The 24255-nt window shown below is 68.2% G+C and carries 25 protein-coding genes; 7 read left to right on the forward strand and 18 right to left on the reverse strand.

The annotated features are described in order from the left end of the window. Nucleotides 1-18: 18 nt before the first annotated feature. Both LGM71_RS01650 and LGM71_RS01655 read right to left on the reverse strand, forming a co-directional pair. Nucleotides 19-843 (reverse strand): glycosyltransferase, encoded by an 825-nt coding sequence (locus LGM71_RS01650; protein ID WP_226113735.1) that lies wholly within the window; start codon nt 841-843, stop codon nt 19-21. Beyond that, nucleotides 840-2096 (reverse strand): lipopolysaccharide biosynthesis protein, encoded by a 1257-nt coding sequence (locus LGM71_RS01655; RefSeq protein WP_226113737.1) that lies wholly within the window; start codon nt 2094-2096, stop codon nt 840-842. Before LGM71_RS01655 ends, LGM71_RS01650 begins: the two co-directional genes overlap by 4 nt. Nucleotides 2097-2338: 242 nt before the next feature. Between LGM71_RS01655 and LGM71_RS01660 the strand changes: the two genes are divergently transcribed. The 4 genes from LGM71_RS01660 (at nt 2339) to waaA (ending at nt 7236) form a co-directional block, all read left to right on the forward strand. Beyond that, complete coding sequence (locus LGM71_RS01660; RefSeq protein WP_226113739.1) at nt 2339-3733, forward strand: phosphomannomutase/phosphoglucomutase; 1395 nt, start codon at nt 2339-2341, stop codon at nt 3731-3733. A 174-nt stretch (nt 3734-3907) separates the two neighbouring features. After that, nucleotides 3908-4903, forward strand: a complete 996-nt coding sequence (gene waaC, locus LGM71_RS01665; RefSeq protein WP_059605585.1) for a lipopolysaccharide heptosyltransferase I — start codon at nt 3908-3910, stop codon at nt 4901-4903. 43 nt (nt 4904-4946) lie between these two features. Next, a complete protein-coding gene (locus LGM71_RS01670; RefSeq protein WP_059605588.1) occupies nt 4947-5831 on the forward strand; it encodes a Kdo hydroxylase family protein in 885 nt (294 codons plus the stop codon). A 37-nt stretch (nt 5832-5868) separates the two neighbouring features. After that, the gene (gene waaA, locus LGM71_RS01675; protein ID WP_226113741.1) at nt 5869-7236 is read left to right on the forward strand and encodes a lipid IV(A) 3-deoxy-D-manno-octulosonic acid transferase; all 1368 of its coding nucleotides are present in this window, start codon (nt 5869-5871) and stop codon (nt 7234-7236) included. A gap of 59 nt (nt 7237-7295) precedes the next feature. Here the strand turns inward: waaA and ureG are convergent, their stop codons facing one another. The 16 genes from ureG to hemN form a co-directional block, all read right to left on the reverse strand. Then, on the reverse strand, nt 7296-7943 hold the full coding sequence (gene ureG, locus LGM71_RS01680) for an urease accessory protein UreG (protein WP_059605594.1): 648 nt from the start codon (nt 7941-7943) through the stop codon (nt 7296-7298). Nucleotides 7944-7957: 14 nt separating this feature from the next. Continuing rightward, entirely contained in the window at nt 7958-8638 is a 681-nt protein-coding gene (locus LGM71_RS01685) for an urease accessory protein UreF (protein WP_226113743.1), read from the reverse strand. Next, nucleotides 8625-9227 (reverse strand): urease accessory protein UreE, encoded by a 603-nt coding sequence (gene ureE, locus LGM71_RS01690; RefSeq protein WP_226113745.1) that lies wholly within the window; start codon nt 9225-9227, stop codon nt 8625-8627. The genes LGM71_RS01685 and ureE overlap by 14 nt, the downstream gene beginning before the upstream one ends. A 17-nt stretch (nt 9228-9244) precedes the next feature. Beyond that, nucleotides 9245-10951 carry an urease subunit alpha gene (gene ureC, locus LGM71_RS01695; protein WP_226113747.1) on the reverse strand — a complete coding sequence of 569 codons (1707 nt, stop codon included), beginning with the start codon at nt 10949-10951 and terminating at the stop codon, nt 9245-9247. Between the two features lie 28 nt (nt 10952-10979). Beyond that, the gene (locus tag LGM71_RS01700) at nt 10980-11285 is read right to left on the reverse strand and encodes an urease subunit beta (protein ID WP_059455900.1); all 306 of its coding nucleotides are present in this window, start codon (nt 11283-11285) and stop codon (nt 10980-10982) included. Between the two features lie 14 nt (nt 11286-11299). Further along, nucleotides 11300-11602 (reverse strand): urease subunit gamma, encoded by a 303-nt coding sequence (gene ureA / locus LGM71_RS01705; protein WP_006048588.1) that lies wholly within the window; start codon nt 11600-11602, stop codon nt 11300-11302. Nucleotides 11603-11838: 236 nt separating this feature from the next. Continuing rightward, nucleotides 11839-12714 (reverse strand): urease accessory protein UreD, encoded by an 876-nt coding sequence (locus tag LGM71_RS01710; RefSeq protein ID WP_226113756.1) that lies wholly within the window; start codon nt 12712-12714, stop codon nt 11839-11841. 142 nt (nt 12715-12856) lie between these two features. Beyond that, nucleotides 12857-13549, reverse strand: coding sequence for an urea ABC transporter ATP-binding subunit UrtE (gene urtE, locus LGM71_RS01715; protein ID WP_226113758.1), 693 nt, complete (start codon nt 13547-13549; stop codon nt 12857-12859). Between the two features lie 4 nt (nt 13550-13553). Beyond that, on the reverse strand, nt 13554-14411 hold the full coding sequence (gene urtD, locus LGM71_RS01720) for an urea ABC transporter ATP-binding protein UrtD (protein ID WP_059509652.1): 858 nt from the start codon (nt 14409-14411) through the stop codon (nt 13554-13556). Continuing rightward, nucleotides 14408-15595: an urea ABC transporter permease subunit UrtC gene (gene urtC, locus LGM71_RS01725; protein WP_226113760.1), complete on the reverse strand. Its 1188-nt coding sequence runs from the start codon at nt 15593-15595 to the stop codon at nt 14408-14410. Before urtC ends, urtD begins: the two co-directional genes overlap by 4 nt. 1 nt (nt 15596) lies before the next feature. Continuing rightward, on the reverse strand, nt 15597-17216 hold the full coding sequence (gene urtB, locus LGM71_RS01730) for an urea ABC transporter permease subunit UrtB (RefSeq protein ID WP_226113762.1): 1620 nt from the start codon (nt 17214-17216) through the stop codon (nt 15597-15599). Nucleotides 17217-17357: 141 nt separating this feature from the next. Continuing rightward, nucleotides 17358-18665: an urea ABC transporter substrate-binding protein gene (gene urtA, locus LGM71_RS01735; protein ID WP_059605640.1), complete on the reverse strand. Its 1308-nt coding sequence runs from the start codon at nt 18663-18665 to the stop codon at nt 17358-17360. A gap of 561 nt (nt 18666-19226) precedes the next feature. Continuing rightward, nucleotides 19227-19550: a rhodanese-like domain-containing protein gene (locus LGM71_RS01740; protein ID WP_059605618.1), complete on the reverse strand. Its 324-nt coding sequence runs from the start codon at nt 19548-19550 to the stop codon at nt 19227-19229. Between the two features lie 14 nt (nt 19551-19564). Continuing rightward, entirely contained in the window at nt 19565-20221 is a 657-nt protein-coding gene (locus LGM71_RS01745; RefSeq protein ID WP_059605621.1) for a protein-L-isoaspartate O-methyltransferase family protein, read from the reverse strand. A gap of 104 nt (nt 20222-20325) precedes the next feature. Further along, a complete protein-coding gene (locus LGM71_RS01750; RefSeq protein ID WP_059448113.1) occupies nt 20326-20583 on the reverse strand; it encodes a hypothetical protein in 258 nt (85 codons plus the stop codon). Nucleotides 20584-20655: 72 nt separating this feature from the next. After that, the gene (gene hemN / locus LGM71_RS01755) at nt 20656-22047 is read right to left on the reverse strand and encodes an oxygen-independent coproporphyrinogen III oxidase (protein WP_226113764.1); all 1392 of its coding nucleotides are present in this window, start codon (nt 22045-22047) and stop codon (nt 20656-20658) included. Nucleotides 22048-22217: 170 nt separating this feature from the next. Here hemN and LGM71_RS01760 point away from each other — a divergent pair, with 170 nt between their 5' ends. From LGM71_RS01760 to LGM71_RS01770, 3 genes are all read left to right on the forward strand, one after another. Next, the gene (locus LGM71_RS01760) at nt 22218-22535 is read left to right on the forward strand and encodes a YkgJ family cysteine cluster protein (protein WP_059680838.1); all 318 of its coding nucleotides are present in this window, start codon (nt 22218-22220) and stop codon (nt 22533-22535) included. 141 nt (nt 22536-22676) lie between these two features. Further along, nucleotides 22677-23258, forward strand: a complete 582-nt coding sequence (locus LGM71_RS01765) for a DUF1439 domain-containing protein (protein ID WP_059605627.1) — start codon at nt 22677-22679, stop codon at nt 23256-23258. 78 nt (nt 23259-23336) lie between these two features. Continuing rightward, nucleotides 23337-24167 carry an undecaprenyl-diphosphate phosphatase gene (locus LGM71_RS01770; RefSeq protein ID WP_059605630.1) on the forward strand — a complete coding sequence of 277 codons (831 nt, stop codon included), beginning with the start codon at nt 23337-23339 and terminating at the stop codon, nt 24165-24167. The last annotated feature ends 88 nt before the right edge of the window (nt 24168-24255 follow it).

The raw sequence follows: 24255 nt of genomic DNA on the forward strand, positions 1-24255 counted from the left end.
GAAAATGCCGGATGCGGGCTAGGCGGACGGGCGCGCCGCGAACAGCGTCCGCTTGATCCGCTGCAACGTACGGTACGGCGTCACGAAATGCAGCAGGTTCTTGGCGAGGCCGGCCCAGTCGTACGGGTTCAGAGCGTTGAAGTGTCGCAGCAGCAGCGAGAGCGTCGATATCAGCTGGCGGCGGCGCTTGGTCGCGCTGATCCCGCCCTCGTTGAGCTCGTAATAGAGGCCGAGCTCGGGCAGGTTCGCGCAATCGTAGCGTTGCATTAACCGTAAAAAAAGATCGAGATCCTCGGCCGCGCGGTACTTCGCCCGATAGTTGCCGACTTCGCGCACCGCGTCGATGCGCAACATGACCGATGGATGCACGAGTGGCGAGCGCAGGAAGCGCGTGCGGCGCAGCGTGCGCGGATCGGCGGGCGGCGTCAGCATGAAGCGCGGCTCGCCGGCACGCGACACGACCTGCGTCCACATGCCGACGCAGGCCACGCGCGGATGCGCATCGAGATAGGCGCGCTCTTTGGCGAGGCGCTGCGGCGCGGCGAGGTCGCCGGCGTCGATCCGTGCGGCATAGCGGAAGCCGCGCGCCGCGAGCGCGTCGATGCCGGCCTCGAGCGCGCGCTCGATGCCGCCGTTCTGCGGCATGCGCAGCACCTCGACCAGGAGGCCGGGCAGGTCGGGCGCCGCGATCGGCGGCGTGCTGCCGTCGTCGACGATCAGCACGTGCACCGGCGCGTCCTCGCGAAACGACGCGAGGGTGCGGACGACGTCGTCGTGGCCGTTGTAGGCCGGCATCAGCACGGCCACGTCGTCGAGCGGGGGCGGGCAAGCGGGAGGCGTCATGGGCGCAGCTTGAGACGAATGTAATAAAAATTAACGGTGGCGGCGGCAACATAGCCGGCCGCCAGCCCGACGAGCGCGCCGTACAGGCCGAGCCGGGGGATCGCGAACACGTTGACGAGCGCGGCGATCGCGAGCGCGAGCACCCATTTCGCCAGCAACACGAATTTTGCTTGATATTTGAGAACGATAAGATTGCCTATCGCCTCGATGCCGGCCGGCACGGACAGCCAGACGGCCCAGCGGAAGATGTCGACCGACGCCTCGTAGCCGCGGCCGAACACCTTGCCGACGATGAGCGGCGCGGCTGCGTCCAGCACCAGCGCGCCGCCCGTCATCAGGGCGGCGGTCATCGCGATCAGCCGGACGATGTTGCGGCGCAGCCGCGCGATGTCCTGCACGCGGTACACGAACGCGGGCGCGATGGTCTGCGCGAGCATCAGTGCGAGCGTGATCCAGTTCTCGTTGAGCTGCTGGGCCGCGGAATAGCGGCCGAGGTCGGCGAACGACACGTGACGCTCGAGCATCAGGCGGTCGAGCTTCAGGAACAGATACATGCAGATCAGGCCGAGCCAGAACACGGTGCCGGCGGTGGCAAAGTGCCCGAACAGCGGTTTGTCGAACGTCCAGCCGAGCGTACCGCCGTTACGATGGCGGTAGTAGAGCAGCAGCGCGAAGCCGATCGCGGCGGCCTCCAGCGCCCACAGCCATGCGAAGCGGGCCGGGCCGGCGGCCGCGCGGACCAGCAGCCAGACGAGCAGCGCCTTCGCCAGCGCGGTCAGCATGCTGGTCACGAGCTGCGGCTTGCTGTAGGTCATGCTCTGCAGCCACGCGTTGATCACGCCGACGAACGGCTCGCGGAACACCATCGTGACCGCGAGGCCCGCGAGCATCGCGCCGACGAGCGGGTCGAACGCACCGGCGCCGATTGCGACCCAGGTCGCGACGAGCGCTGCGGCGGACACGCCGATGCGCAGCGCGAATGCGCTGCCGAGCACCGCGCCGAGTTGCGCGGGCGGTCGGTGGACGATGGTCGGAACCAGGATTTCGGCGCCGCACACCCAGGTGAGCGGTGCCAGTACGAGGAGAAGCGTATTCGCATACTGCCATTTGCCGAACACGTCCGGCCCGAAATAACGGGCCAGAAGACCGCTGATCGCGATCGCGACGCCGATCTGCGTGAGCCGTTCGAGCCCCAGCCAGACGAGATTCGCGACGGCCTTCGCGACGTCCGGGTTGCCGAATCGCTTCAGCATGCGGGGCAGCCGCGCGCGCGCGAGGCGGCCGGCAGGGCGCCCGGAGGCGGCAGGGTGGCGGCGGCGGAACGGCTAGGCATTAAAATGGACGGAATCCGCGTCATCAAAACCCGCGATTATAAGTGGGATCGGGGCCGCTCCAGCCGTCCCGTTCCTTGCAGCGCCGGGCCCGCATGTATGATGCCGGGCATGCGCGAAAGGCGGCCAGATTATTTTCCATGCACGCAACCGAGAGAGAATCGATGATCTCCCAATCCATCTTCAAGGCATATGACATTCGCGGTGTGGTCGGCAAGACGCTCGACGCCGACACGGCGCGCGCGATCGGCCGGGCATTCGGCAGCGAAGTGCGCGCACAGGGCGGTGACGCGGTCGTCGTCGCGCGCGACGGCCGCCTGTCGGGGCCCGAGCTCGTCGGCGCACTCGCCGATGGCCTGCGTGCGGCGGGCGTCGACGTCGTCGACGTCGGCATGGTGCCCACGCCGGTCGGCTATTTCGCGGCGAGCGTGCCGCTTCCGCTGAAGGGCGGCGAGCGTCGCGTCGATTCGTGCATCGTCGTCACGGGCAGCCACAACCCGCCCGACTACAACGGCTTCAAGATGGTGCTGCGCGGCGCGGCGATCTACGGCGAGCAGATCCAGGCGCTGTACCGTCGCATCGTCGACGAGCGCTATGAGACGGGCAGCGGCTCGTACGAGGCATTCGACGTTGCCGACCAGTACATCGAGCGCATCGTCGGCGACGTGAAGCTCGCGCGCCCGCTGAAGCTCGTCGTCGACGCCGGCAACGGCGTCGCCGGCCCGCTCGCGACGCGCCTGTTCAAGGCGCTCGGCTGCACGCTCGTCGAGCGTTTCACCGACATCGACGGCACGTTCCCGAACCACCATCCCGATCCGGCACACCCGGAAAACCTGCAGGACGTGATCCAGGCGCTGAAGGACACCGACGCCGAGCTCGGCTTCGCGTTCGACGGCGACGGCGACCGCCTGGGCGTCGTCACGAAGGACGGCCAGATCATCTATCCGGACCGCCAGCTGATGTTGTTCGCGGAGGAAGTGCTGTCGCGCAACCCGGGCGCGCAGATCATCTACGACGTGAAGTGCACGCGCCATCTGGCGCAGTGGGTGAAGGCGAAGGGCGGCGAGCCGCTGATGTGGAAGACGGGCCATTCGCTGGTCAAGGCGAAGCTGCGCGAGACGGGCGCGCCGCTCGCGGGCGAGATGAGCGGCCACGTGTTCTTCAAGGATCGCTGGTACGGTTTCGACGATGGTCTCTACACGGGCGCGCGCCTGCTCGAGATCCTCGCGAAGACGGCCGATCCGAGCGCGGTGCTCAATGCGCTGCCGGACGCGATGAGCACACCCGAGCTGCAGCTCTGGCTCGACGAAGGCGAGAACTTCCGCCTGATCGAGAAGCTGCAGAAGGAAGCGAAGTTCGACGGCGCCGACGAAGTCGTGACGATCGACGGCCTGCGTGTCGAGTACCCGGACGGCTTCGGCCTCGCGCGTTCGTCGAACACGACGCCGGTCGTCGTGATGCGTTTCGAATCGGAGACGCAGGAAGGGCTCGCGCGCATCCAGGCGGATTTTCGCCGCGTGCTGACGGCTGCGAAGCCGGACGTCAAGCTGCCGTTCTGAGCCTGGGCGGCCTGCGGGCCGCCGGCGCGATGAGGGTCGAAGGATCGTCGCGCCATCCCCGAAAAGCGGCGCACGCCGACGGCGTGCGGCCGCTTTTTGCCTGTGTGGTCCCCCGGGCGCGATAAAATCGCGTCTTTATGCCTGTCGCCGGCCGTCCGCCGGCGTTTTTTCAGCGTGCAAAAGATTCTGATCGTGCGCGTGTCGTCGCTGGGCGACGTCGTGCACAACATGCCGGTGATCGCCGATATCCGGCGTCGCCACCCCGACGCGCAGATCGACTGGCTCGTCGAGGAGAGCTTCGTCGACCTCGTGCGGCTCGTCGACGGCGTGCGCGACGTGCTGCCGTTCTCGCTGCGCCGCTGGCGCAAGAAGCCGCTCTCGGGTGCGACGTGGCGCGAGATCCGCGCGTTTCGCAAACGCCTCGCGGCCGAGCAGTACGACCTCGTGATCGACTGCCAGGGGCTCATCAAGACGGCCTGGGTCGCGAGCTGGGCGCGCGGCCCGCTCGCGGGCCTCGGCAACCGCACCGACGGCGCGGGCTACGAATGGCCGGTGCGCTTCTTTTATCGCAAGCGCGTGCCGATCGCACCGCGCACGCACGTGGTCGAACGTTCGCGCCAGCTGGTCGCGGCCGCGCTGGGCGACCCGGCGCCGACGCCGGCGGATCCGGTCGACTTCGGCCTCGATACGCGTGCGGCGGCGCTCGCGGTCGCGGCGCTCGGCCTGAACCTGCCGGTGCCGTACGTGGTGTTCGTGCATGCGACGTCGCGCGCCGACAAGCAGTGGCCGGACGCCGCCTGGATCGAGCTCGGCCAGGCGCTCGTGCGGCGCGGCGCGTCGCTCGTGCTGCCGTGGGGCAACGACGCGGAGCGCGCGACCAGCGAGCGGCTCGCGAAGGAGTTCGGCGCGGCGGCGATCGTGCCGCCGAAACTGTCGCTGCCGGCCGTCGTCGGCCTGATCGACGGCGCAGCCGCGACGGTCGGGGTTGATACAGGTCTGGTTCACATCGCGGCCGCGCTGAAGCGTCCGACGGTCGAACTGTACAATTTCGCGACGGCCTGGCGCACCGGTGGCTACTGGTCGCCGAACGTCGTCAATCTCGGCACGGCGGGGCAGCCGCCGTCGATCTCGCAGGTGAAGGCGGTGCTCGCGGGCTTCGGTCTGCTGTGATGCCCGTCATGCCTGCCCTGCCCGTCACGCACGCGAACCGATCATGAGCGAATCCCAGATCATCGAAGTCCCGTCCGCCGACTGGAGCGGACACAACCTGTCGGCGCCGCGCGAGCAACTGCTCGCCGCGGTCGAGGAAGGCAAGGTGCTGTATTTCCCGCACCTGCGCTTCGCGATCGAAGGCGGCGAGGAAGCGCTGCTCGATCCGGCGCTCGCCGATCCCAAACGCAAGAACATCAGCCTCGCGCCGAACGGCGGTGCGCTCGCCGGCGTGCTCGGCGACAGCGTCACGCAGTCGGCCGTGCGCGCGCTGGTCGCGCGCTTCCAGCAGCAGGCCGGCACGCTCGTCGACGGCCTCTTTCCCGAATATCGCGGCAAGCTGCGCGTCGCGCCGACGAGCCTGCGGCTGATGCAGGTCGAGACGCGCCAGACGTCGTGGCGCAAGGACGACAGCCGGCTGCACGTCGACGCGTTCCCGTCGCGGCCGAACTACGGCGAGCGGATCCTGCGCGTGTTCACGAACGTGAACCCGGCCGGCCAGCCGCGCGTATGGCGCGTCGGCGAGCCGTTCGAGGATGTCGCGAAGCGCTTCCTGCCGAAGATCCGGCCGCAGTTCCCGGGTTCGGCGTGGCTGCTGAACCTGCTGCACGTGACGAAGTCGCCGCGTAGCGCGTACGACCACCTGATGCTGAACCTGCACGACAGCATGAAGGCCGATCTCGACTACCAGAAGACCTGCCCGCAGCAGACGATGCCGTTTCCGCCGGGCAGCGTGTGGATATGTTTCTCGGATCAGACTTCGCACGCTGTGATGTCCGGCCAGTTCATGCTCGAGCAGACCTTCTTCCTGCCGGTCGACGCGATGGTGCGTCGCGAATGCGCGCCGCTCGGGATTCTCGAGCGCCTGCAGGGCAGGGCGCTGGTTTGAGCGCGCACCGCATCCTCCGCGGTGACGGAGTCCGCTCATGCTGAGGGCGATCTATCGCGCGCTGTGGTGGCTCGTTGCACCGATCGCGGTCATCCGGCTCTGCGTGCGCTCGCGCAAGGAGCGCGGCTATCGCGAGCACATCGGCGAGCGCTTCGGCCACGTCGCCGGCCGTTCACCGGACGATCGCGCGCCGCTGATCTGGGTGCATGCGGTGTCGGTCGGCGAGACGCGCGCCGCGCAGCCGCTGATCGACGCGCTGATGCGCGCACGTCCCGATGCGCGCATCCTGCTCACGCACATGACGCCGAGCGGCCGCGCGACCGGCGAGCAGATCTTCGGCGACCGCGTGCTGCGCTGCTACCTGCCGTACGACATGCCGGGCGCGGTGCGGCGCTTCCTGCGCGCATGGCGGCCGACGCTCGGCCTCGTGATGGAAACCGAGGTGTGGCCGACGCTGATCGACGAGTGCCGCCGCGCGGACGTGCCGCTCGTGCTGACCAACGCGCGGATGTCCGCGCGCTCGCATCGGCGCGCGGCGAAGTTCGGCGCGGCGACGCGCGACGTGTTCGGCGGTTTCTCGCGCGTGCTCGCGCAGAGCCCGGCCGACGCGGAGCGGCTGACGTCGCTCGGCGCGCGTAACGTGACGGTGCTGGGCAACCTGAAGTTCGACATGACGACGCCGCCGGAGCTGGCGGCGCGCGGCCACGCATGGCGCGACGCGATCGGCACGCGGCCCGTGTGGGTCGCAGCAAGCACGCGCGAGAACGAAGAGGCGCTGGTGCTGCAGGCATTCGCGGCGATGAAGACGCCCGGTGCGCTGCTGATTCTCGTGCCGCGTCATCCGCAGCGTTTTGCCGAAGTCGAGGCGCTCGTCGTGCGCAACGGATTCAAGTGCGTGCGGCGTTCAGCGTGGGGCGCGGACGCGGCGGCGCTCGCGGCCGGCCGGCCCGCCGCGGCCGAACCGATGCCGGCCGACGTGACGGTGCTGCTCGGCGATTCGATGGGTGAACTCGGCGCGTACTACGCGGCCAGCGACGTCGCGTTCATCGGCGGCAGCCTGCTGCCGCTCGGCGGGCAGAATCTCATCGAGGCGTGTGCGGTCGGCGTGCCGGTGCTGATCGGCCCGCACGTGTTCAACTTCACGCAGGCGACCGCCGATGCGGTCGCGGCCGGCGCGGCGATGCAGGTCGCGGATCCGCTCGATCTCGCGCATGTACTCGACGCGCTGTTCGCCGATCACGCGCGCCGTATCGCGATGGGCGCGGCCGGTGCCGCGTTCGCGTCGCGTCATCGCGGCGCGACCGCGCGCTCGGTCGACGTGCTCGCGGCGTTGCTGCCGCCGGTCGAGCGCGGCAGCGGCGCGATGCCCGGCGTAACCGACGCGTCGGAAGCATCCGGCGACTGAGCGGGCGGCGCAAGGCCGCCCCGGGCAGGCGAGGCGGCAGCGGGCCGCCGCGCCGCCGTTCACACCGTCAACAATCCCTTCTTCTCGATGAACGCGACGACGTCCGCGAGGCCTTCGAGCGCCTTCAGGTTCGTCATCACGTAAGGCCGCTCGCCCCGCATCTTCTTCGTGTCCGAGGCCATCACGTCGAGGTTCGCCCCGACGAGCGGCGCGAGATCGGTCTTGTTGATCACGAGCAGGTCGGATTTCGTGATGCCGGGGCCGCCCTTGCGCGGAATCTTCTCGCCGCCGGCGACGTCGATCACGTAGATCGTCAGGTCCGACAACTCGGGGCTGAACGTCGCCGCGAGATTGTCGCCGCCCGACTCGATGAACACGATGTCGGCGTCCGGAAAGCGCGACAGCATCCGGTCGACGGCCTCGAGGTTGATCGACGCATCCTCGCGGATCGCCGTGTGCGGGCAGCCGCCCGTCTCGACGCCCATGATGCGTTCCTCGGGCAGCGCGCCCGCGACCGTCAGCAGGCGCTGGTCTTCCTTCGTATAGATGTCGTTCGTGATCGCGACGAGGTCGTAGCGCTCGCGCATCGCCTTGCACAGCATTTCGAGCAGTGTGGTCTTGCCGGAGCCGACGGGGCCGCCGATGCCGACGCGCAGCGGCGGCAGTTTCTTCGTGCGGCGGGCGGAGGAGGGAGCGGGTGCGTTCATGGTGTGGGTCGGGTTCAGGAGCGGAACAACCGCGAGTACTGGGTTTCGTGCCGCGCGGACAGGATGCCGAGCTGCGGCGCGAACGTGTTGATGGCGTCGGGTGGTGTCGCGAGCGCGCGGCGTACGGCCGCGTCGATCGCGCCGCGCAGCGCGACGATGATGCGCTGGCCCGCGAGCTGGCCGAGCGGCACGGCCTTCAGCGCGGCCGACGTCTGGTTCTCGACCCAGCCGAATGCGTACGCGGCGAGCGTGGCGTCGGCGCTGGCGTCGTGCGCGGCGGCCGCGTAGGCGAATGCGGTCGGCAGTGCGACCGGCGACAGCGACGCGAGCGTCGCGCGGCGCGCGGCATCGCCCCATTCGAGCGACGCGCAAAGCTGCCCGAGCGACCAGCCCATCTGCTCGGTCTCGCGGCGCAATTCCGCCGATTCGCGGCTCGCGACGAACCATGCGTTTTCGCGCGCGAGCGCGTCGGCGTCGTGCGCCTGCCAGCGCGCGAGCTGATGTGCGAGGAACGGCAGCTCGCCGTGCGCGAGCACGTCGGTCAGCCCGCTGGCGATCCAGTCGCGCGCGGTGTCGGCGTCGCGGATCAGGTTCGCGTCGAGTGCGGCTTCGAGTCCCTGCGAATAGCTGTACGCACCGATCGGCAGGGCGGGCGACGCGAGATGCAGCAGCGCGACGAGTTCAGTGGTGGTCATGACCGTGGTGGCCGTGCGAGCAGCCCGGACCATGCTGGTGATCGTGATCGTGATCGTGATCGTGCGAGTGGCCGTGGTGTTCGCCGAAAACCTGCTGCGCGAGCGCGTAATCCTCGGCGAACGTGGCATCGTGCCCGTGCTTGTGGCCGCCGCCGTACGCACCGGCTTCCGGCTGGAACGGTGCGCTCGCTTCGTCGACCTGCGTGCCGAGCCGGCGCAGCATGTCGGCGAGCACCGGATCGGCTTCGAGCTTCAGATAGCCGTCGCCGATCTCGACCGGCGTGTGACGATTGCCGAGGTGATACGCGGCGCGCACCAGCGTGAGCGGGTCGGCCGCGCGCACGAGCAGCACGGTCTCGGGCGCCGCGGCGATTCGCACGAGCGCGCCGTCGTCGGCGACGAGCACGTCGCCGTCGCGCAGCACGGTGCCGCGCGGCAGCAGGACCGCGACGTCCTCGCCCGTGTCGAGCGTCGCCGCGAGGCGGCTCTTGCAGCGGGCGTCATAGGCGAGCGTGAGCGTCGGCGCACGCGCGACGAGCGACGCGGCGAGCTTCACGTTCGGGGCAATGCGTTTGTCGAGGGTGCGCATGGAGCGAAAACCGGAAATCAGAACAGGAAATAGCGCTGCGCCATCGGCAGCACCGACGCCGGCTCGCAGGTGAGCAGCTGGCCGTCGGCGATCACGTCGTAGGTTTCGGGATCGACGCTGATCGACGGACGCCACGCGTTGTGGATCATGTCGGCCTTCGTCACGTTGCGGCAGTTGCGCACCGGCACGATGCGCTTCGCGAGTCCGTAGCGTTCGGCGATGCCGGCATCGGCGGCCATCTGCGACACGAAGGTCAGCGACGTGCGCGCGAGTGCGCCGCCACGCGTGGCGAACATCTCGCGGTAGTGGACCGGCTGCGGCGTCGGGATCGACGCGTTCGGGTCGCCCATCTGCGCGACCGCGATCATCCCGCCCTTCAGGATCATCGACGGCTTGATCCCGAAGAACGCCGGCTCCCACAGCACGAGGTCGGCCCACTTGCCGGGCTCGATCGAACCGACTTCATGCGCGATCCCGTGCGTGATCGCCGGGTTGATCGTGTATTTCGCGACGTAGCGCTTCGCGCGGAAGTTGTCGTTGCGCGCGCCGTCTTCGGGCAGCGCGCCGCGCTGCACCTTCATCTTGTGCGCGGTCTGCCAGGTGCGGATGATCACTTCGCCGACGCGGCCCATCGCCTGCGAATCGGACGACAGCATCGACAGCGCGCCGAGATCGTGCAGGATGTCCTCGGCCGCGATCGTCTCGCGGCGGATCCGCGATTCCGCGAACGCGAGATCCTCGGCAATCGACGGATCGAGGTGATGGCACACCATCAGCATGTCGAGATGCTCGTCGAGCGTGTTGATCGTGTACGGGCGCGTCGGGTTGGTCGACGACGGCAGCACGTTCGCCTCGCCGCACACCTTCAGGATGTCGGGCGCATGGCCGCCGCCCGCGCCTTCGGTGTGATACGTGTGGATCGTGCGGCCCTTGAACGCGGCGACCGTCGATTCGACGAAGCCGGCTTCGTTCAGCGTGTCGGTGTGGATCGCGACCTGCGTGTCGGTGTCGTCGGCGACGGAAAGGCAGTTGTCGATCGCGGCGGGCGTCGTGCCCCAGTCCTCGTGCAGCTTCAGCCCGATCGCGCCGGCCGCGACCTGCTCGACGAGCGGCTGCGGCAGGCTCGCGTTGCCCTTGCCGAGAAAGCCGAGGTTGATCGGCCAGCCGTCGGCGGCCTGCAGCATCCGCTCCATGTGCCACGGGCCCGGCGTGCAGGTCGTCGCATTAGTGCCGGTGGCCGGCCCCGTGCCGCCGCCGAGCATCGTCGTGACACCCGACGCGAGCGCCTCGTCGATCTGCTGCGGGCTGATGAAGTGAATGTGCGTGTCGATGCCGCCCGCGGTCACGATCAGCCCTTCGCCGGCGATCACTTCGGTCGCGGCGCCAATGGCGATCGTCACGCCCGGCTGGATGTCCGGATTGCCGGCCTTGCCGATCGCCGCGATGCGGCCGTGCTTGATCGCGATGTCGGCCTTCACGATGCCCCAATGATCGAGGATCACCGCGTTCGTGATGATCGTGTCGGGCACGTCGGCGGCCACGCGCTGCGACTGGCCCATGCCGTCGCGGATCACCTTCCCGCCGCCGAATTTCACTTCCTCGCCGTAGGTCGTGAAGTCGCGTTCGATCTCGATCAGCAGTTCGGTATCTGCGAGCCGCACGCGGTCGCCCGTCGTCGGCCCGAACATTTCCGCGTATGCGCGGCGGCTCAAGCGTAATGTCATGTGCTGTTCCTGAAGAGCGGGGCGCGGCTTACAGCGGCCCCATCACCTTGCCCTGAAAACCGTAGACGGCGCGTTCGCCGGCCAGCTCGACCAGCTCGACGGTGCGCGTCTGGCCCGGCTCGAAGCGCACGGCCGTGCCGGCCGCGATGTTGAGCCGGAAGCCGCGCGCGGCCGCGCGGTCGAACGACAGCGCGTCGTTGACTTCGAAGAAGTGGTAATGCGAGCCGACCTGCACAGGGCGGTCGCCGGTGTTCGCGACGACGAGCGAGCGCGTCGCACGGCCTGCATTCAGTTCGTGCTCGCCGTCGTCGGTGAGGATTTCGCCGGGGATCATGCGTGCTACCTCGGTCACGGAATCGGATGGTGGACGGTGACGAGCTTGGTGCCGTCGGGGAAGGTCGCCTCGACCTGGATGTCGGGGATCATCTCCGGCACGCCTTCCATCACGTCGTCGCGCGTGAGCAGCGTCGTGCCGTAGTGCATCACCTCGGCGACGGTCTTGCCGTCGCGCGCGGCTTCCATCAACGCGGCGGTGATGAACGCGACCGCTTCAGGATAGTTGAGCTTCAGCCCGCGCGCGCGGCGGCGCTCGGCCAGCAGCGCCGCCGTGAAGATCAGCAGCTTGTCCTTTTCTCGGGGAGTCAGTTTCATGAAGGCAATCGTTCAGGAAAACGTAATTTTTATCGGTGCGCGGGGTTCCGGCCGGGGCGCGGGTCATCGTAGCACCGCGCCGTTTTTCGTGCGTCGTGTAGCCGTTATGTAAGCAGCAAGGCGCGTGCCATGTCGATGGAACGCGTCTCGATGCGCGATCGTGGTGCGCGATGCATGAATCGTGGGCAGGGTAGGCAGCGCGGCTGCGCCGAAACGGTGCGTGCCGGGCCGAGCGCTCAGGTCTGCCAGAGGCGCAGCGGCCGTGCGTCGACGCCGTGCACGAGCGGCCGCAGGTAAAGCCAGCAGTCGGCGAAGTGATGCTGCAGTGCTTCCATCGACGTCGATACCGCGCGCACCAGCACGACGCCCGGCGTCACGCACGTCGCGCCCGCGCGCAGTGTGTCGTCGAACGGCATCCGCCCGGCGAGCGCTTCGGCTAGCGCGGCGTCGCACGCGGCGCCAGCCGCCCACAGCGTGCCGTACACGGGAAAGCCGGCGAGACCCTGCAGTGCGCCGCGCAGCGGATCGTGCGCGTCGAGCAGCGCGCGCTCGGTCCATAGCGGCCGTCCATCGGCATCGACGAGTGCCGAACCCGACGCGATGCGGCCCGCCGACCACGTTTCGCCGGCCGCCTGCCGGCCGAGCTGCGTCGCGTCCCAGCCGATCGCGCTCGCGCCGGCGCCGAGCGTTACCGTGAAGTCGAGCGCGGCGTGGGCCGCGTCGAAGAACAGGTTGTTTTGCGGCAGCCAGTCGAGCTTCGCGTGCTCGCCGACCGTGATGCCGATGCGCTGCGTCGCGTCGAGCCCGTTCGACTTGTACCACTTGGTCGCGCCGGGTGTCGTCAGCACCGCGTGCGTGCCGTCGCCGAGCGTGATGTCGATGTCGAGTCGGTCGCCGCCCGCGACGCCGCCCGGCGGGTGAACGATGACCGCGTGACAGATCGCGTCGCCCTCCGGATACAGCGGCCGCTGGACGCGCAACGGGCCGTCGTGCAGCCGGTGGACGAGCGTCGTGCGCGCGCCGTGCCGTTCGAAGCCGAGTTCGAGACGGCCGCGCCACGACTTGGCGACGGCGGGGCGGGACAGCGGGGCGTGGGAGTCGAGGGCGGACATCGGCGGCGAGCGGGAAACGACGGAAACGGGCGCGAAGAACGTGGATGCTACCGGAACAATAATGCAGATGCCGCGTTCGTTGGAAGCGCGGCGTGCGGCCGCACCGCGAACCGGCCGCCCGTGCGCGCCGCCGTGTCGCCGCTCACACCGCGATCAGTTCGCGCACACCGTTCGTTTCCATGTCGCGCGCATCGCCGCCCGCGATGACCTCGCCGCGGCTCATCACCCAGTAATGGTCCGCGATCGAGCGCGCGAAGTCGTAATACTGCTCGACGAGCAGCACGGTCATTTTCGATTCGTCGACGAGCTGGCGCAGCGTGCGGCCGATGTCCTGGATGATCGACGGCTGGATGCCCTCGGTCGGCTCGTCGAGGATCAGCAGCTGCGGCTCGCTCATCAGCGCGCGGCCGATCGCGAGCTGCTGCTGCTGGCCGCCCGACAGGTCGCCGCCGCGTCGCGCCCGCATGTCCTTCAGCACCGGGAACAGGTCGTAGATGCGATCGGGCACTTTCGACGGCGCCTTGCGGCTCGCCGCGCCGACGAGCAGGTTTTCCTCGACGGTCAGCCGCGGAAAGATGTCGCGGCCCTGCGGCACGTACGCGAGGCCGGCCGCGACGCGCGCATACGGCGGCAGCGCGCCGAGCGCCGTGCCGCGCCACGACACGCTGCCGCTTTTCGCGGTGACGACGCCCATCAGGCAGCGCAGCAGCGTGCTCTTGCCGACGCCGTTGCGGCCGAGCAGCACGGTGAGCTTGCCGTCGTCGGCGGCCAGCGTCACGTTGCGCAGGATATGGCTGCCGCCGTAGTACTGGTTCAGTGCATCGATCTTCAGCATTGGATTACCGTCCGAGGTAGGACTCGATCACCGCGTCGTCGCGCTTGACCTGGTCGAGCGTGCCTTGCGCGAGCACCGCGCCTTCGGCCATCACCGTCACGCGGCCCGTGTCGCCCGCGAGCGCCGCGACGAATTCCATGTCGTGTTCGACGACCATCATCGAGCAGGTGCCGCGCAGCGTGTTCAGCAGCTTCGCGAGTTCCATCGTCTCGTGGTCGGTCATCCCGGCGGCCGGCTCGTCGAGCAGCAACAGAGCCGGGCGCTGCATCAGCAGCATGCCGATCTCGAGCCGCTGCTTCTGCCCGTGCGACAGCTCGCCGGCCGCGCGATACGCGTCGCTTTCGAGGCCGATCAGCGCGAGCGTCTCCTCGATCTTCGCCTGTGCGGCGCGATCGAGCCGCGCGCGCAGCGACGCGAGCCAGCCCTTGTCGGTCTGCATCGCCAGTTCGAGGTTTTCCCACACCGGATGCTGTTCGAACACGGTCGGCTTCTGGAACTTGCGGCCGATCCCCGCACGTGCGATCTCGGGTTCGTTCATCCTCGCGAGGTCGATGGTCTGGCCGAGAAAAACCTTGCCCGCATCGGGTCGCGTCTTGCCGGTGATCACGTCCATCATCGTCGTCTTGCCCGCGCCGTTCGGGCCGATCACGCAGCGCAGTTCGCCCGCGTCGATCGCGAGCGACAGCTTGTTCAGCGCGCGAAAGCCGTCGAAGCTCACCTCGATGTCCTCGAGATAGAGGATCGTGCCGTGCGACGTGTCGATGCCGGGCGGCACCACGCGGCCCATCGATGCGGTGCCGCTGACGGCCAGCAGCTCGTCCTCGGCCGGTGGCGTGAACTGGTAGAGGGCGGTGCCGTTCATGCGCGTTTCCCCTTTGCGAGCAGCGTTTCCACGAGGCCCATGATGCCGCGCGGCAGCAAGAGCGGCACGAGCACGAAGATCAGCCCGAGAAAGAACAGCCAGTATTCGGCGAAGTACGCGGTGAAGAGACTCTTCGCGCCGTTCACCGCGAATGCGCCGACGATCGGACCGATCAGCGTCCCGCGCCCGCCCACCGCGACCCAGATCGCCATTTCGATCGAGTTGCCGGGCGACATCTCGCCGGGGTTGATGATGCCGACCTGCGGCACGTACAACGCGCCCGCGATACCGCACAGCACGGCCGACAGCGTCCATACGAACAGTTTGTACGCGAGCGGGCTGTAACCGAGGAACATCAGCCGCGTCTCGCCGTCGCGCACCGCGGTGACCACGCGCCCGAGCTTGCTGGTGACGATCGCGCGCGCGGCGATGAACGCCAGCACGAGCGTCGCGAAGGTCAGCAGCAACAGCACCGTGCGCGTGCCGGGCGACGTGACGGAAAAGCCTGCGATGCGCTTGAAGTCGGTGAAGCCGTTGTTGCCGCCGAAGCCCGTCTCGTTGCGAAAGAACAGCAGCATCGCGGCGAACGTCAGCGCTTGCGTGATGATCGACAGGTAGACGCCCTTCACGCGCGAGCGGAACGTGAAGAAGCCGAACACCCATGCGAGCACGGCCGGCACGAGCACGACCAGCGCGAGCGCCCACGCGAGATGCTGCGTGCCGCTCCAGTACCAGGGCAGCTGATGCCAGTCGAGGAACACCATGAAGTCGGGCAGGTCGCTGCCGTACTTGCCGTCGCGGCCGATCTCGCGCATCAGGTACATGCCGATCGCATAACCGCCGAGCGCGAAGAACAGGCCATGGCCGAGGCTCAGGATTCCGCAGTAGCCCCACACGAGATCGAGCGCGAGCGCGGCGATCGCGTAGCACATCAGCTTGCCGGCGAGCGTCATCGCATACGCGGACAGGTGGAACGCGCTCGACTCGGGCGCGACCAGCGCGGCGAGCGGCACGCCGATGCCGATCGCGATGCACAGCGCGACGAGGGCAAGCCATGCGCGGCGCGACAGCAGCGCGGGGCGGGGCGGCAGGCCGAGCGCGAAACCGTCCTCGGCACGCGCGGTTGCGGCGGGCTTCGGCGCGCCGGCGACCGGATTCGACAACGAATCGGTGATTGAAGTCATGTCAGGCCTCCGCGCTGCGTCCCTTCGGGGCGAACATGCCCTGCGGACGTTTCTGGATGAACAGCACGATCATCACGAGCACCGCGATCTTCGCGAGCACTGCGCCCCAGAACGGCTCGATCGCCTTGCTGACGAGGCCGAGCCCGAAGCCGCCGAGCACGGTGCCGGCGATCTGGCCGACGCCGCCGAGCACGACCGCCATGAACGAATCGATGATGTAGTTTTGCCCGAGGTCCGGGCCCACGTTGCCGATCTGCGACAGCGCGCACCCGCCGAGGCCCGCGATGCCCGCGCCGAACGCGAACGCATACGCGTCGACGCGCGCGGTCTTCACGCCGACGCACGCGGCCATCCGGCGGTTCTGCGTGACCGCGCGCACGAACAGGCCGAGCCGGGTCTTCGTCAGCACGCCCCAGGCGACGCACACGACCGCGAGCGCGAACGCGAGGATCGCGAGCCGGTTGTACGGCAGGATCAGGTTCTGCATCACGGTCACGCCGCCGCTCATCCACGACGGGTTCACCACCTGCACGTTCTGCGCGCCGAACAGCATGCGCGTGGCCTGGATCAGGATCAGGCTCACGCCGAACGTCGCGAGCAGCGTCTCGAGCGGGCGGCCGTACAGGTGCCGCAGCACGAGCCGCTCGAGCACGATGCCCACCAGCGCCGCCGCCGCGAACGACACCGGCACCGCAACGAGCGGATACCAGTCGAACGCGGCCGGCGCATAGCGCTGGATCAGCGTCTGCACGACATAGGTTGCGTACGCACCGATCATCAGGAATTCGCCGTGCGCCATGTTGATCACGCCGATCAGCCCGTACGTGATCGCGAGGCCGAGCGCCGCGAGCAGCAGCACGCTGCCGAGCGACAGGCCCGCGAACACGGTGCCCGCGATCTCGCCGCGGCGCTGCAGCGTGTGCAATGCATCGAGTCCCTGCTGCGCGGCTTCGCGCACGCGCGCGTCGGGCTCCGCATGGCTGCCGTCGGCGTTCTGCGCGACGAGCGGGCGCAATTGCTCGATCATGTCGAGATCGTGGCGCGCGGCCACCACCTGCACGGCTTCGAGACGCTTCGCCGGATCGGCGTCGTGCAGCGCGGCGATCGCCCACAGTGCGTCGAGACGGCGTTTCAATGCCGGATCGGTTTCCTTGGCGCGGGCGCGCTCGATCATCGGCTTGAGCGCCGGGTCGGGCGACTTCAGCAGCGCGTCGATCGCGTCGCGACGCGCGGCGACATCCGGCGACGCCAGAGCGAGACCCGACAGCGCGCCCGCGATCTTCGTGCGCAGCAGGTTGTTCAGCATCACGGGCTGCGCGTCGCCGGCCGGCGTCGCGGCCTGCGTGAGCGCGTCGTGCGCGGTGTCGCCGGTCTGGATCAGCAGGCGGCCGTCGCCGGTCGCGAGCGCGTCGCCGGTCGACAGCGCATTGAGCAACGCGACGGCGCGCGGATCGGCATCGGCGGCGAGATGTTCGATCGCGGCCGTTTTCGCGTCGAAGTCGTCGCCGGCAAGCGCGGCGGTATCGGCCGCCGTCAGGGCGAACGCGGCGTGCGGCAGCGCGCCCGTCAGCGCGGCACAGGCGACGACCGCGACGGCGGCGCGGCGAAAGCGTGTAGGCATCGAGAAATCCTGTCGGGCGTGGGAAAGCGAACGCGTGCGGTGGCGCGCGAGCGAGTGCGGCGCGTTACCGCAATCGCGGCGGCGTGCCTGCACCGGCCTGCGAACGGAGCGCCACGCCGGTGCGCGGCGCTCCGCATCGCATCAGGCGAGCGCCGCGCGCTGCCGGCGCAGGAACGCCGGGATCGAGCTGACGATGTCCGGCTTGCCCTGGTTGCCCGCGATGAACGGGCTCCACGGCTGCGCGCGCACGACCGTCTTCGTCTTCCACACGACGTTGAACTGCCCGTCGCCGCGGATCTCGCCGATCATCACCGGCTTGTGCAGGTGATGGTTACCGTCCATCGAGAGCGTGAAGCCCGACGGCGCGGCAACCGTCTGTCCGATCATCGCGACGCGCACCTTGTCGACGTCGGTGCTCTTCGCCTTCTCGACCGCCTGCTTCCACATGTGGATGCCGACGTAGGTCGCTTCCATCGGATCGTTGGTCACGCGCTTCGCGCCGCCCGGCAGATTGTTCGCCTTCACCCACGCGGCGAACTGGTCCTTGAACTTCGTGTTCGTCGGGTTCTTCACCGACATGAAGTAGTTCCAGGCGGCGAGATGGCCGACGAGCGGCTTCGTGTCGATCCCGCGCAGCTCTTCCTCACCGACCGAGAAGGCGACCACCGGCACGTCGGTCGCCTTGATCCCCTGGTTGCCGAGCTCCTTGTAGAACGGCACGTTCGAATCGCCGTTGATCGTCGAGACCACGGTCGTCTTTCCGCCCTGCGCGAAGTTCTTGATGTTCGCGACGATCGTCTGGTAGTCGCTGTGTCCGAACGGCGTGTAGACCTCCTGAATATCGGCGTCCTTCACACCTTTAGATTTCAGGAACGCGCGCAGGATCTTGTTGGTCGTGCGCGGATACACATAGTCGGTGCCGAGCAGGAAGAATCGTTTCGCGCCGCCGCCTTCCGCGCTCATCAGGTACTCGACGGCGGGGATCGCCTGCTGATTCGGCGCGGCGCCCGTGTAGAACACGTTGCGCGACATTTCCTCGCCTTCATATTGCACCGGGTAGTAGAGCAGGCCGTTCAGTTCCTCGAACACCGGCAGCACCGACTTGCGCGACACCGACGTCCAGCAGCCGAACACGCATGCGACCTTGTCCTGCGTGAGCAGCTGGCGCGCCTTCTCCGCGAACAGCGGCCAGTTCGATGCGGGGTCGACGACCACGGGCTCGAGCTTGCGGCCCATCACGCCGCCGCTCTTGTTGATGTCGGCGATCGTCATCAGCGCCGTGTCCTTCAGCGACGTTTCGGAGATCGCCATCGTGCCCGACAGCGAATGCAGGATACCGACCTTGATCGGACCCGTGCCCGCATCGGCCGCGTGCGCAAACGGACTCTTGCCCGCCAGCGCGAGTGCACCGGCCATCGAACCGAACTTCAGCAGACTGCGACGTTTCATCGAGTTCCCCTTGACGTGTTTGGTAGGCGTGCGCCATGACGGCGCCGGCATCCGACTAACGCAAGGCATGTGCCAGTCGCACGGATGCACGCCGGGCGTGCCTGTGCGGGGTGACGTGGGGCGTCGGCGTGGTGCGCGTGACGCGTCGTGCAGCATGCGCGATCCGTTGCGGTGCAGTCGCGCGGGCGCAAATGGTGCACGGTATGCGCCCGTGTGCGAGCGCGCACGTCACGCGTTGAGGGGCATGCGGAACGTGATCGATGCGCATGCATTCAGCCGCGTCGCGTCGTGTCGGCGTCGCTGTGCACGCGGGGGGAAGTGGAGTACGACGGGAAGCGCGAAGCGTTCCGTTCGACGGGTGCCATGCTCGGGTGCTCGCCGCCGTTCGACATCGAACACACGCGGATAGCCGACGGGCTGAAGCAATCGGGGGAGGGGGAACACAGAAGCGGAAATGCAAACGGGCGCGCCATGCGCGCCCGTTCGGCGGATCGGAGCGATCGGCTGCAACGTGCCGGTCGCCGTGGCGGCGCGCGATGCGCCGCCGGGAAGGTCAGTCACTCAGTAACGCGGCACGGACGGATCGACGTCACGCGACCACGCGTCGATCCCGCCCTGCAGGTTGTACAGCTTCGTGAAGCCGCGCGATTCGAGGAACATCGCGACCTGGGCGCTGCGCATCCCGTGATGGCACACGCAGACGATTTCCGCTTCGTCGTCGAGTTCCTCGCTGCGCGCGGGGATCTGTTGCATCGGGATCGACACGCTGCCGGCGATCTGCGCGGTCGAGATTTCCCAGGGCTCGCGCACGTCGAGCACGAGCGGCGCGGGACGCGCCGGATCGCGAAGCCATTCCGCGAGCATCGCGGGTGTCAGGATCTGCATGGAAGCTCCGCCGCTCAGAACTTGAAGCGCGACGGCTCCATCGCGTTGACGAGGTGATTGACGTAGGTTTCGAACACGTCGGCGACACGGTACTGCTTGTCGTCGATGCGCGTGATGATCTGCGCCTTCATCACCGGACGGCCGCCGACGAACGCCGACAGGCGGCCGCCGATCTTCAGCTGTTCGAGCATCTGCTGCGGCACGACCGGCAGGCCGCCCGCGACGCAGATCACGTCATACGGCGCCTTGTCGGGCCAGCCGAGCGAGCCGTCGCCGAGCACGACTTCCGCGTTCGTCACGCCGTCGTTGCGCAGGTTGTCCGCCGCGAACTTTGCGATGGTCGGATCGATATCGACAGCCGTCACGTGCTGTGCGCGATGCGCGAACAATGCGGCCAGGTAGCCCGAACCCGCGCCGATCACGAGCACGTTCTCGTGCTTCTTGACCGACAGTTCCTGCAGCACGCGCGCTTCGACGCGCGGGAACAGCATCTTGCTGGTGCCGCCGGGCAGCGGCAGCTCGAGGTCGGCGAACGCGAGATCGCGGTGTTCGGGCAACACGTAGTTTTCACGCTTGACGATCGACAGCAGGCCCAGGACGTCCAGATCCAGCACGTCCCACGGCCGGATCTGTTGTTCGATCATGTTGAAACGCGCGTTTTCGATATTCATGGTGTGGTCACGCAGCCAGGTCGGCCATCAGCGGGGATAGAGAAACTTCGTGATTGTACCAAAGGGGGCGGCCGCGAAGCCTTCAGACGGCCTGCAACAGACCTTTATCCCTTGCTCTTCTTGATCTGCGCCTCGAATGCGAGGTCGAGCTTGCTCGCCTTGCGCGGCTTTTTGGGGCCGAATTCGTCGACGAACCTGACGAATTCGTCGAGCGGCAGCGGCTCGCTGCGCTTCTCGGCGGTGCCGCCGGAGCGGTCGACCAGATAGAACAGGCCGCCCGCCATCGCGACGGCCGCGAACTGCGGGTTGCCGGAACGCGTTTTCAGGCGTTCGACCGCGTTGGTTGCTTTGGTGGTGCGCATCGTGCGGATTCTTGCAGGGGCGTTGAGCCCCGTACTTTATCAAACCGGCCGCCCGCATGCGGCCGTGCGGCGTCAGACGGTGCGCGAGTAGCGTTGCCGCGGCGTCTGGCCGAGGTAGGCGTCGAACGCCATCGCGATGTTGCGCACGACCATCCGGCCGGCCGGGTGGATCGTCAGGCGGTCGCCGGCGATGGTCAGCAACCCGTCCTGCTCGAACGTGCGCAGCGCGTCGAGCTCGCGCGCGAAGTGATCGGCGAAGCGGATCCCGTGCGCGGCCTCGATATGCGAGAACGGCAGTTCGAGGTTGCACATCAGCTGGGTGATCACGTCCCGGCGCAGCCGGTCGTCGGGCGTGAGCCGCACGCCGCGCGTGATCGGCAGCCGGCCCGCGTCGAGCGCTGCGCCATAGGCCGGCAGGTCCTTCGCGTTCTGCGCGTAGACGTCGCCGACCTTCCCGATCGACGACACGCCGAAGCCGACCAGATCGGTATCCGCGCGCGTGCTGTAGCCCTGGAAATTGCGCTGCAGCGTGCCGTTGCGCTGCGCGTGCACGAGCTCGTCGGTCGGTCGCGCGAAGTGATCCATCCCGATGTACACGTAGCCGGCCTGGGTCAGCATGTCGATCGCGAGGCCGAGCAGCGCGACGCGCGTTGCGGGCGGCGGCAGCGTCGCGTCGTCGATCTGCCGCTGCATCTTGAACAGGTGCGGCATGTGCGCGTAGCCGAATACCGAGAGGCGGTCGGGCGCGAGTTCGATGATTGTCTCGAGCGTGCGCGCGAATACGGCGACCGTCTGGTGCGGCAGCCCGTAGATCAGGTCGACGCTGACCGAATGGAAGCCCGTCGTGCGTGCTGCCGACAGCAGGTCGGCCGTCATCGCGAGCGGCTGGATCCGGTTGATCGCCTGCTGCACGATCGGATCGAAATCCTGCACGCCCAGGCTCAGCCGGTTGAAGCCGATGTTGCGCAGGTGGACGAGCGTCGCGGGCGTGACCGTGCGCGGGTCGATCTCGATCGAGAACTCCGCGTCGGCGTCCGGTGCAAGCGCGAAGTGTTCGCGGGTGGCCACCATCAGCTCGGCCGTTTCGTCGTCGGACAGGAAGGTCGGCGTGCCGCCGCCCCAGTGCAGCTGCGTGACCGGGCGCGCGGGATCGAACAGCGCGGCCTGCAGCGCCAGCTCGCGCTTCAGTTGCTCGAGATACGGGCGCGCGCGGCGGCGGTTGTTGGTCGCGATCTTGTTGCAGCCGCAGTAGAAGCAGGCCGTGTTGCAGAACGGGATGTGGAAGTACAGCGACAGGTCGCTCGACGACGCGCCGGGATCGCCCGCGGCGCGCACGTAGTCGGCCGGGTCGAAATCGTCGCGGAATTGCAGCGCGGTGGGGTAGGACGTATAGCGCGGCCCGTTCGCGCCGTACTTCGCGAGCAAATCGGGACGGAACATTGTGTCGGCAGAACCGGAACTCATGATGGTCTCGCGCTTTTTAGATGCTTTCGAGTATATAAACGCGCGTTTCGGCTGCATTGTGTAATAACGTCGCAGCCGGCGGTGGCACAATGCGCAGTGGGCTGCCGCACGCTGCGTCCGGTTGCCGCACCGTTTTTTGTTGTTCGTGAGAGAGCCGAGTGTCCGTCGAAATGCCTGTCCGTCCGGCGCCCGCCGATGTCCCGCCGCCGCATGCGTGCCGCGAGGGGTGCGGCGCATGCTGCATCGCGCCGTCGATTTCCTCGCCGATTCCGGGGATGCCCGACGGCAAGCCGGCCGGCGTGCGTTGCGTGCAGCTCGGCGACGACCTGCGCTGCCGGATCTTCGGCCGGCCCGAGCGTCCCGCGTGCTGTTCCGGACTGCAGCCGTCCGCCGAGATGTGCGGTGCGTCGCGCGACGACGCGCTCGCGTGGCTGACGCGCCTCGAGGTCGCGACGCAGCCGGCGCCGGGCGCCGGCGCGGCCCGCTGACGCATTGCCCGCGCTGCCCGTCACCGGCACGCGCATGGAACCGGCGACATCCGCCGAAGCACTAACCTCGGTCCACGGCCCGGCTTGCGGCCGAGCCGGTATCCCGACTGACGCTTCGCCCGATACAGGAGATTGTTCAGCATGACCGCATCTTGCACGTCCGGCCGGCGCCGCTTCCTCGCCGCTTGCGCCGGCGCCATCGGCGTGTCGGTATCGCTCGCCGCCTGCGCGTCGACTTTCCCGTTCATCCCCGATCACTACACGTTCTCGCGCGGCGATGTGCAGAAAGCCGTCGCGCGCAAGTTTCCGTACCAGAAGACGGTCGCGCAGGTCGTCGACGTGTCGCTCGCCAATCCGGCCGTCAACCTGCTGCCCGACCAGAACCGCGTCGCCGTGCAGCTGGACGCGCATTTCGCGAGTCCGTTCCTGAGCGAACCGGTGAGCGGCAAGTTCATCGTGTCGGGCCAGCTGGCTTACGACGCGCCGAGCCGCTCGGTCGTGCTGAAGGCGCCGGCCGTCGACAGCCTCGTGCTCGACGGCAACGCGCAGATGTACGCGCAACAGGTCGGCGCGGCCGCCGGCCTGCTCGCGACGCAGGTGCTGACCAACTATCCGATCTACACGTTCAAGCCCGAACAACTGCAATTTGCCGGCGTGAACTACGAACCCGGTACAATTACGATTCTTACAAACGGCATACGCGTAGCGATCGTCGAAAAGTGACGGCGCACCGCGCGCGGCCGGGCGGGCCGCGACGGTGACGCGGCCCTTTCTTTCGACTACTTCGGAGTTGGGCCACGGATGGACTGGATCCTGATCTGCAAGGCATTGATCCTCGGCGTCGTCGAGGGGCTGACGGAATTCCTCCCGGTGTCGAGCACCGGCCACCTGATCGTCGCGGGCAGCTTCCTGAATTTCAACGACGCGCACGCGAAGACCTTCGACGTCGTGATCCAGTTCGGCGCGATCCTCGCGGTCTGCTGGGAATACCGGCAGCGGATCGTCTCCATCGTGTCCGGGCTGCCGAGCCGGCCCGACGCGCAGCGCTTCACGCTGAACGTCGTGATCGCGACGATTCCCGCGATCGCGCTCGGCCTGCTGTTCGAGAAGAAGATCAAGGCCGTGCTGTTCTCGCCGGTGCCGGTCGCGTTCGCACTCGTCGTCGGCGGTGCGATCATCCTGTGGGCCGAGGCGCGACAGCGCGAACGCCGCGAGCCGCCGCGCGTGCAGTCGGTCGATGCGCTCACGCCGCTCGACGCGCTGAAGGTCGGCATCGCGCAATGTTTCGCGCTGGTGCCGGGCATGTCGCGCTCGGGCTCGACGATCATCGGCGGGATGCTGTTCGGCCTCGACCGGCGCGTCGCGACCGAATTCTCGTTCTTCCTCGCGATTCCGATCATCTTCGGCGCGACGCTCTACGAAACCGTCAAGGACTGGCAGGCGTTCACGGTCGATTCGCTCGGCCTGTTCGCGCTCGGGCTCGTTGCCGCCTTCGTCAGCGCGTTCGTGTGCGTGCGCTGGCTGCTGCGTTTCGTCGCGACGCACGACTTCACCGTGTTCGCGTGGTACCGGATCGCGTTCGGCCTGTTCGTGCTGTTGGTGGGGTATAGCGGGTGGCTGAACTGGGCGTGATGCCGGTGCGGGGGCGAGGGCGCATCCAATAGAGAACGGCCCGATCGGTAGCAGATGCCGGTCGGGCCGTTTGTCATTGCGCGCGCTG

The sequence above is a fragment of the Burkholderia sp. AU33545 genome (genome assembly GCF_020419685.1).
GTDB classification, from domain to species: Bacteria; Pseudomonadota; Gammaproteobacteria; order Burkholderiales; family Burkholderiaceae; genus Burkholderia; species Burkholderia diffusa.

Coding starts and splice junctions, on each gene's coding strand:
- ureG (WP_059605594.1), bottom strand. CDS start 7,943: ATGAACGCACCCGCTCCCTCCTCCGCCCGCCGCACGAAGAAACTGCCG.
- LGM71_RS01685 (WP_226113743.1), bottom strand. CDS start 8,638: ATGACCACCACTGAACTCGTCGCGCTGCTGCATCTCGCGTCGCCCGCC.
- urtB (WP_226113762.1), bottom strand. CDS start 17,216: ATGCCTACACGCTTTCGCCGCGCCGCCGTCGCGGTCGTCGCCTGTGCC.
- waaA (WP_226113741.1), top strand. CDS start 5,869: ATGCTGAGGGCGATCTATCGCGCGCTGTGGTGGCTCGTTGCACCGATC.
- LGM71_RS01710 (WP_226113756.1), bottom strand. CDS start 12,714: ATGTCCGCCCTCGACTCCCACGCCCCGCTGTCCCGCCCCGCCGTCGCC.
- LGM71_RS01750 (WP_059448113.1), bottom strand. CDS start 20,583: ATGCGCACCACCAAAGCAACCAACGCGGTCGAACGCCTGAAAACGCGT.
- LGM71_RS01760 (WP_059680838.1), top strand. CDS start 22,218: ATGCCTGTCCGTCCGGCGCCCGCCGATGTCCCGCCGCCGCATGCGTGC.
- LGM71_RS01770 (WP_059605630.1), top strand. CDS start 23,337: ATGGACTGGATCCTGATCTGCAAGGCATTGATCCTCGGCGTCGTCGAG.
- LGM71_RS01650 (WP_226113735.1), bottom strand. CDS start 843: ATGACGCCTCCCGCTTGCCCGCCCCCGCTCGACGACGTGGCCGTGCTG.
- LGM71_RS01700 (WP_059455900.1), bottom strand. CDS start 11,285: ATGATCCCCGGCGAAATCCTCACCGACGACGGCGAGCACGAACTGAAT.
- ureC (WP_226113747.1), bottom strand. CDS start 10,951: ATGACATTACGCTTGAGCCGCCGCGCATACGCGGAAATGTTCGGGCCG.
- LGM71_RS01765 (WP_059605627.1), top strand. CDS start 22,677: ATGACCGCATCTTGCACGTCCGGCCGGCGCCGCTTCCTCGCCGCTTGC.
- LGM71_RS01660 (WP_226113739.1), top strand. CDS start 2,339: ATGATCTCCCAATCCATCTTCAAGGCATATGACATTCGCGGTGTGGTC.
- urtD (WP_059509652.1), bottom strand. CDS start 14,411: ATGAACGGCACCGCCCTCTACCAGTTCACGCCACCGGCCGAGGACGAG.
- LGM71_RS01745 (WP_059605621.1), bottom strand. CDS start 20,221: ATGAATATCGAAAACGCGCGTTTCAACATGATCGAACAACAGATCCGG.
- ureE (WP_226113745.1), bottom strand. CDS start 9,227: ATGCGCACCCTCGACAAACGCATTGCCCCGAACGTGAAGCTCGCCGCG.
- hemN (WP_226113764.1), bottom strand. CDS start 22,047: ATGAGTTCCGGTTCTGCCGACACAATGTTCCGTCCCGATTTGCTCGCG.
- urtC (WP_226113760.1), bottom strand. CDS start 15,595: ATGACTTCAATCACCGATTCGTTGTCGAATCCGGTCGCCGGCGCGCCG.
- urtE (WP_226113758.1), bottom strand. CDS start 13,549: ATGCTGAAGATCGATGCACTGAACCAGTACTACGGCGGCAGCCATATC.
- ureA (WP_006048588.1), bottom strand. CDS start 11,602: ATGAAACTGACTCCCCGAGAAAAGGACAAGCTGCTGATCTTCACGGCG.
- LGM71_RS01740 (WP_059605618.1), bottom strand. CDS start 19,550: ATGCAGATCCTGACACCCGCGATGCTCGCGGAATGGCTTCGCGATCCG.
- LGM71_RS01655 (WP_226113737.1), bottom strand. CDS start 2,096: ATGCTGAAGCGATTCGGCAACCCGGACGTCGCGAAGGCCGTCGCGAAT.
- LGM71_RS01670 (WP_059605588.1), top strand. CDS start 4,947: ATGAGCGAATCCCAGATCATCGAAGTCCCGTCCGCCGACTGGAGCGGA.
- urtA (WP_059605640.1), bottom strand. CDS start 18,665: ATGAAACGTCGCAGTCTGCTGAAGTTCGGTTCGATGGCCGGTGCACTC.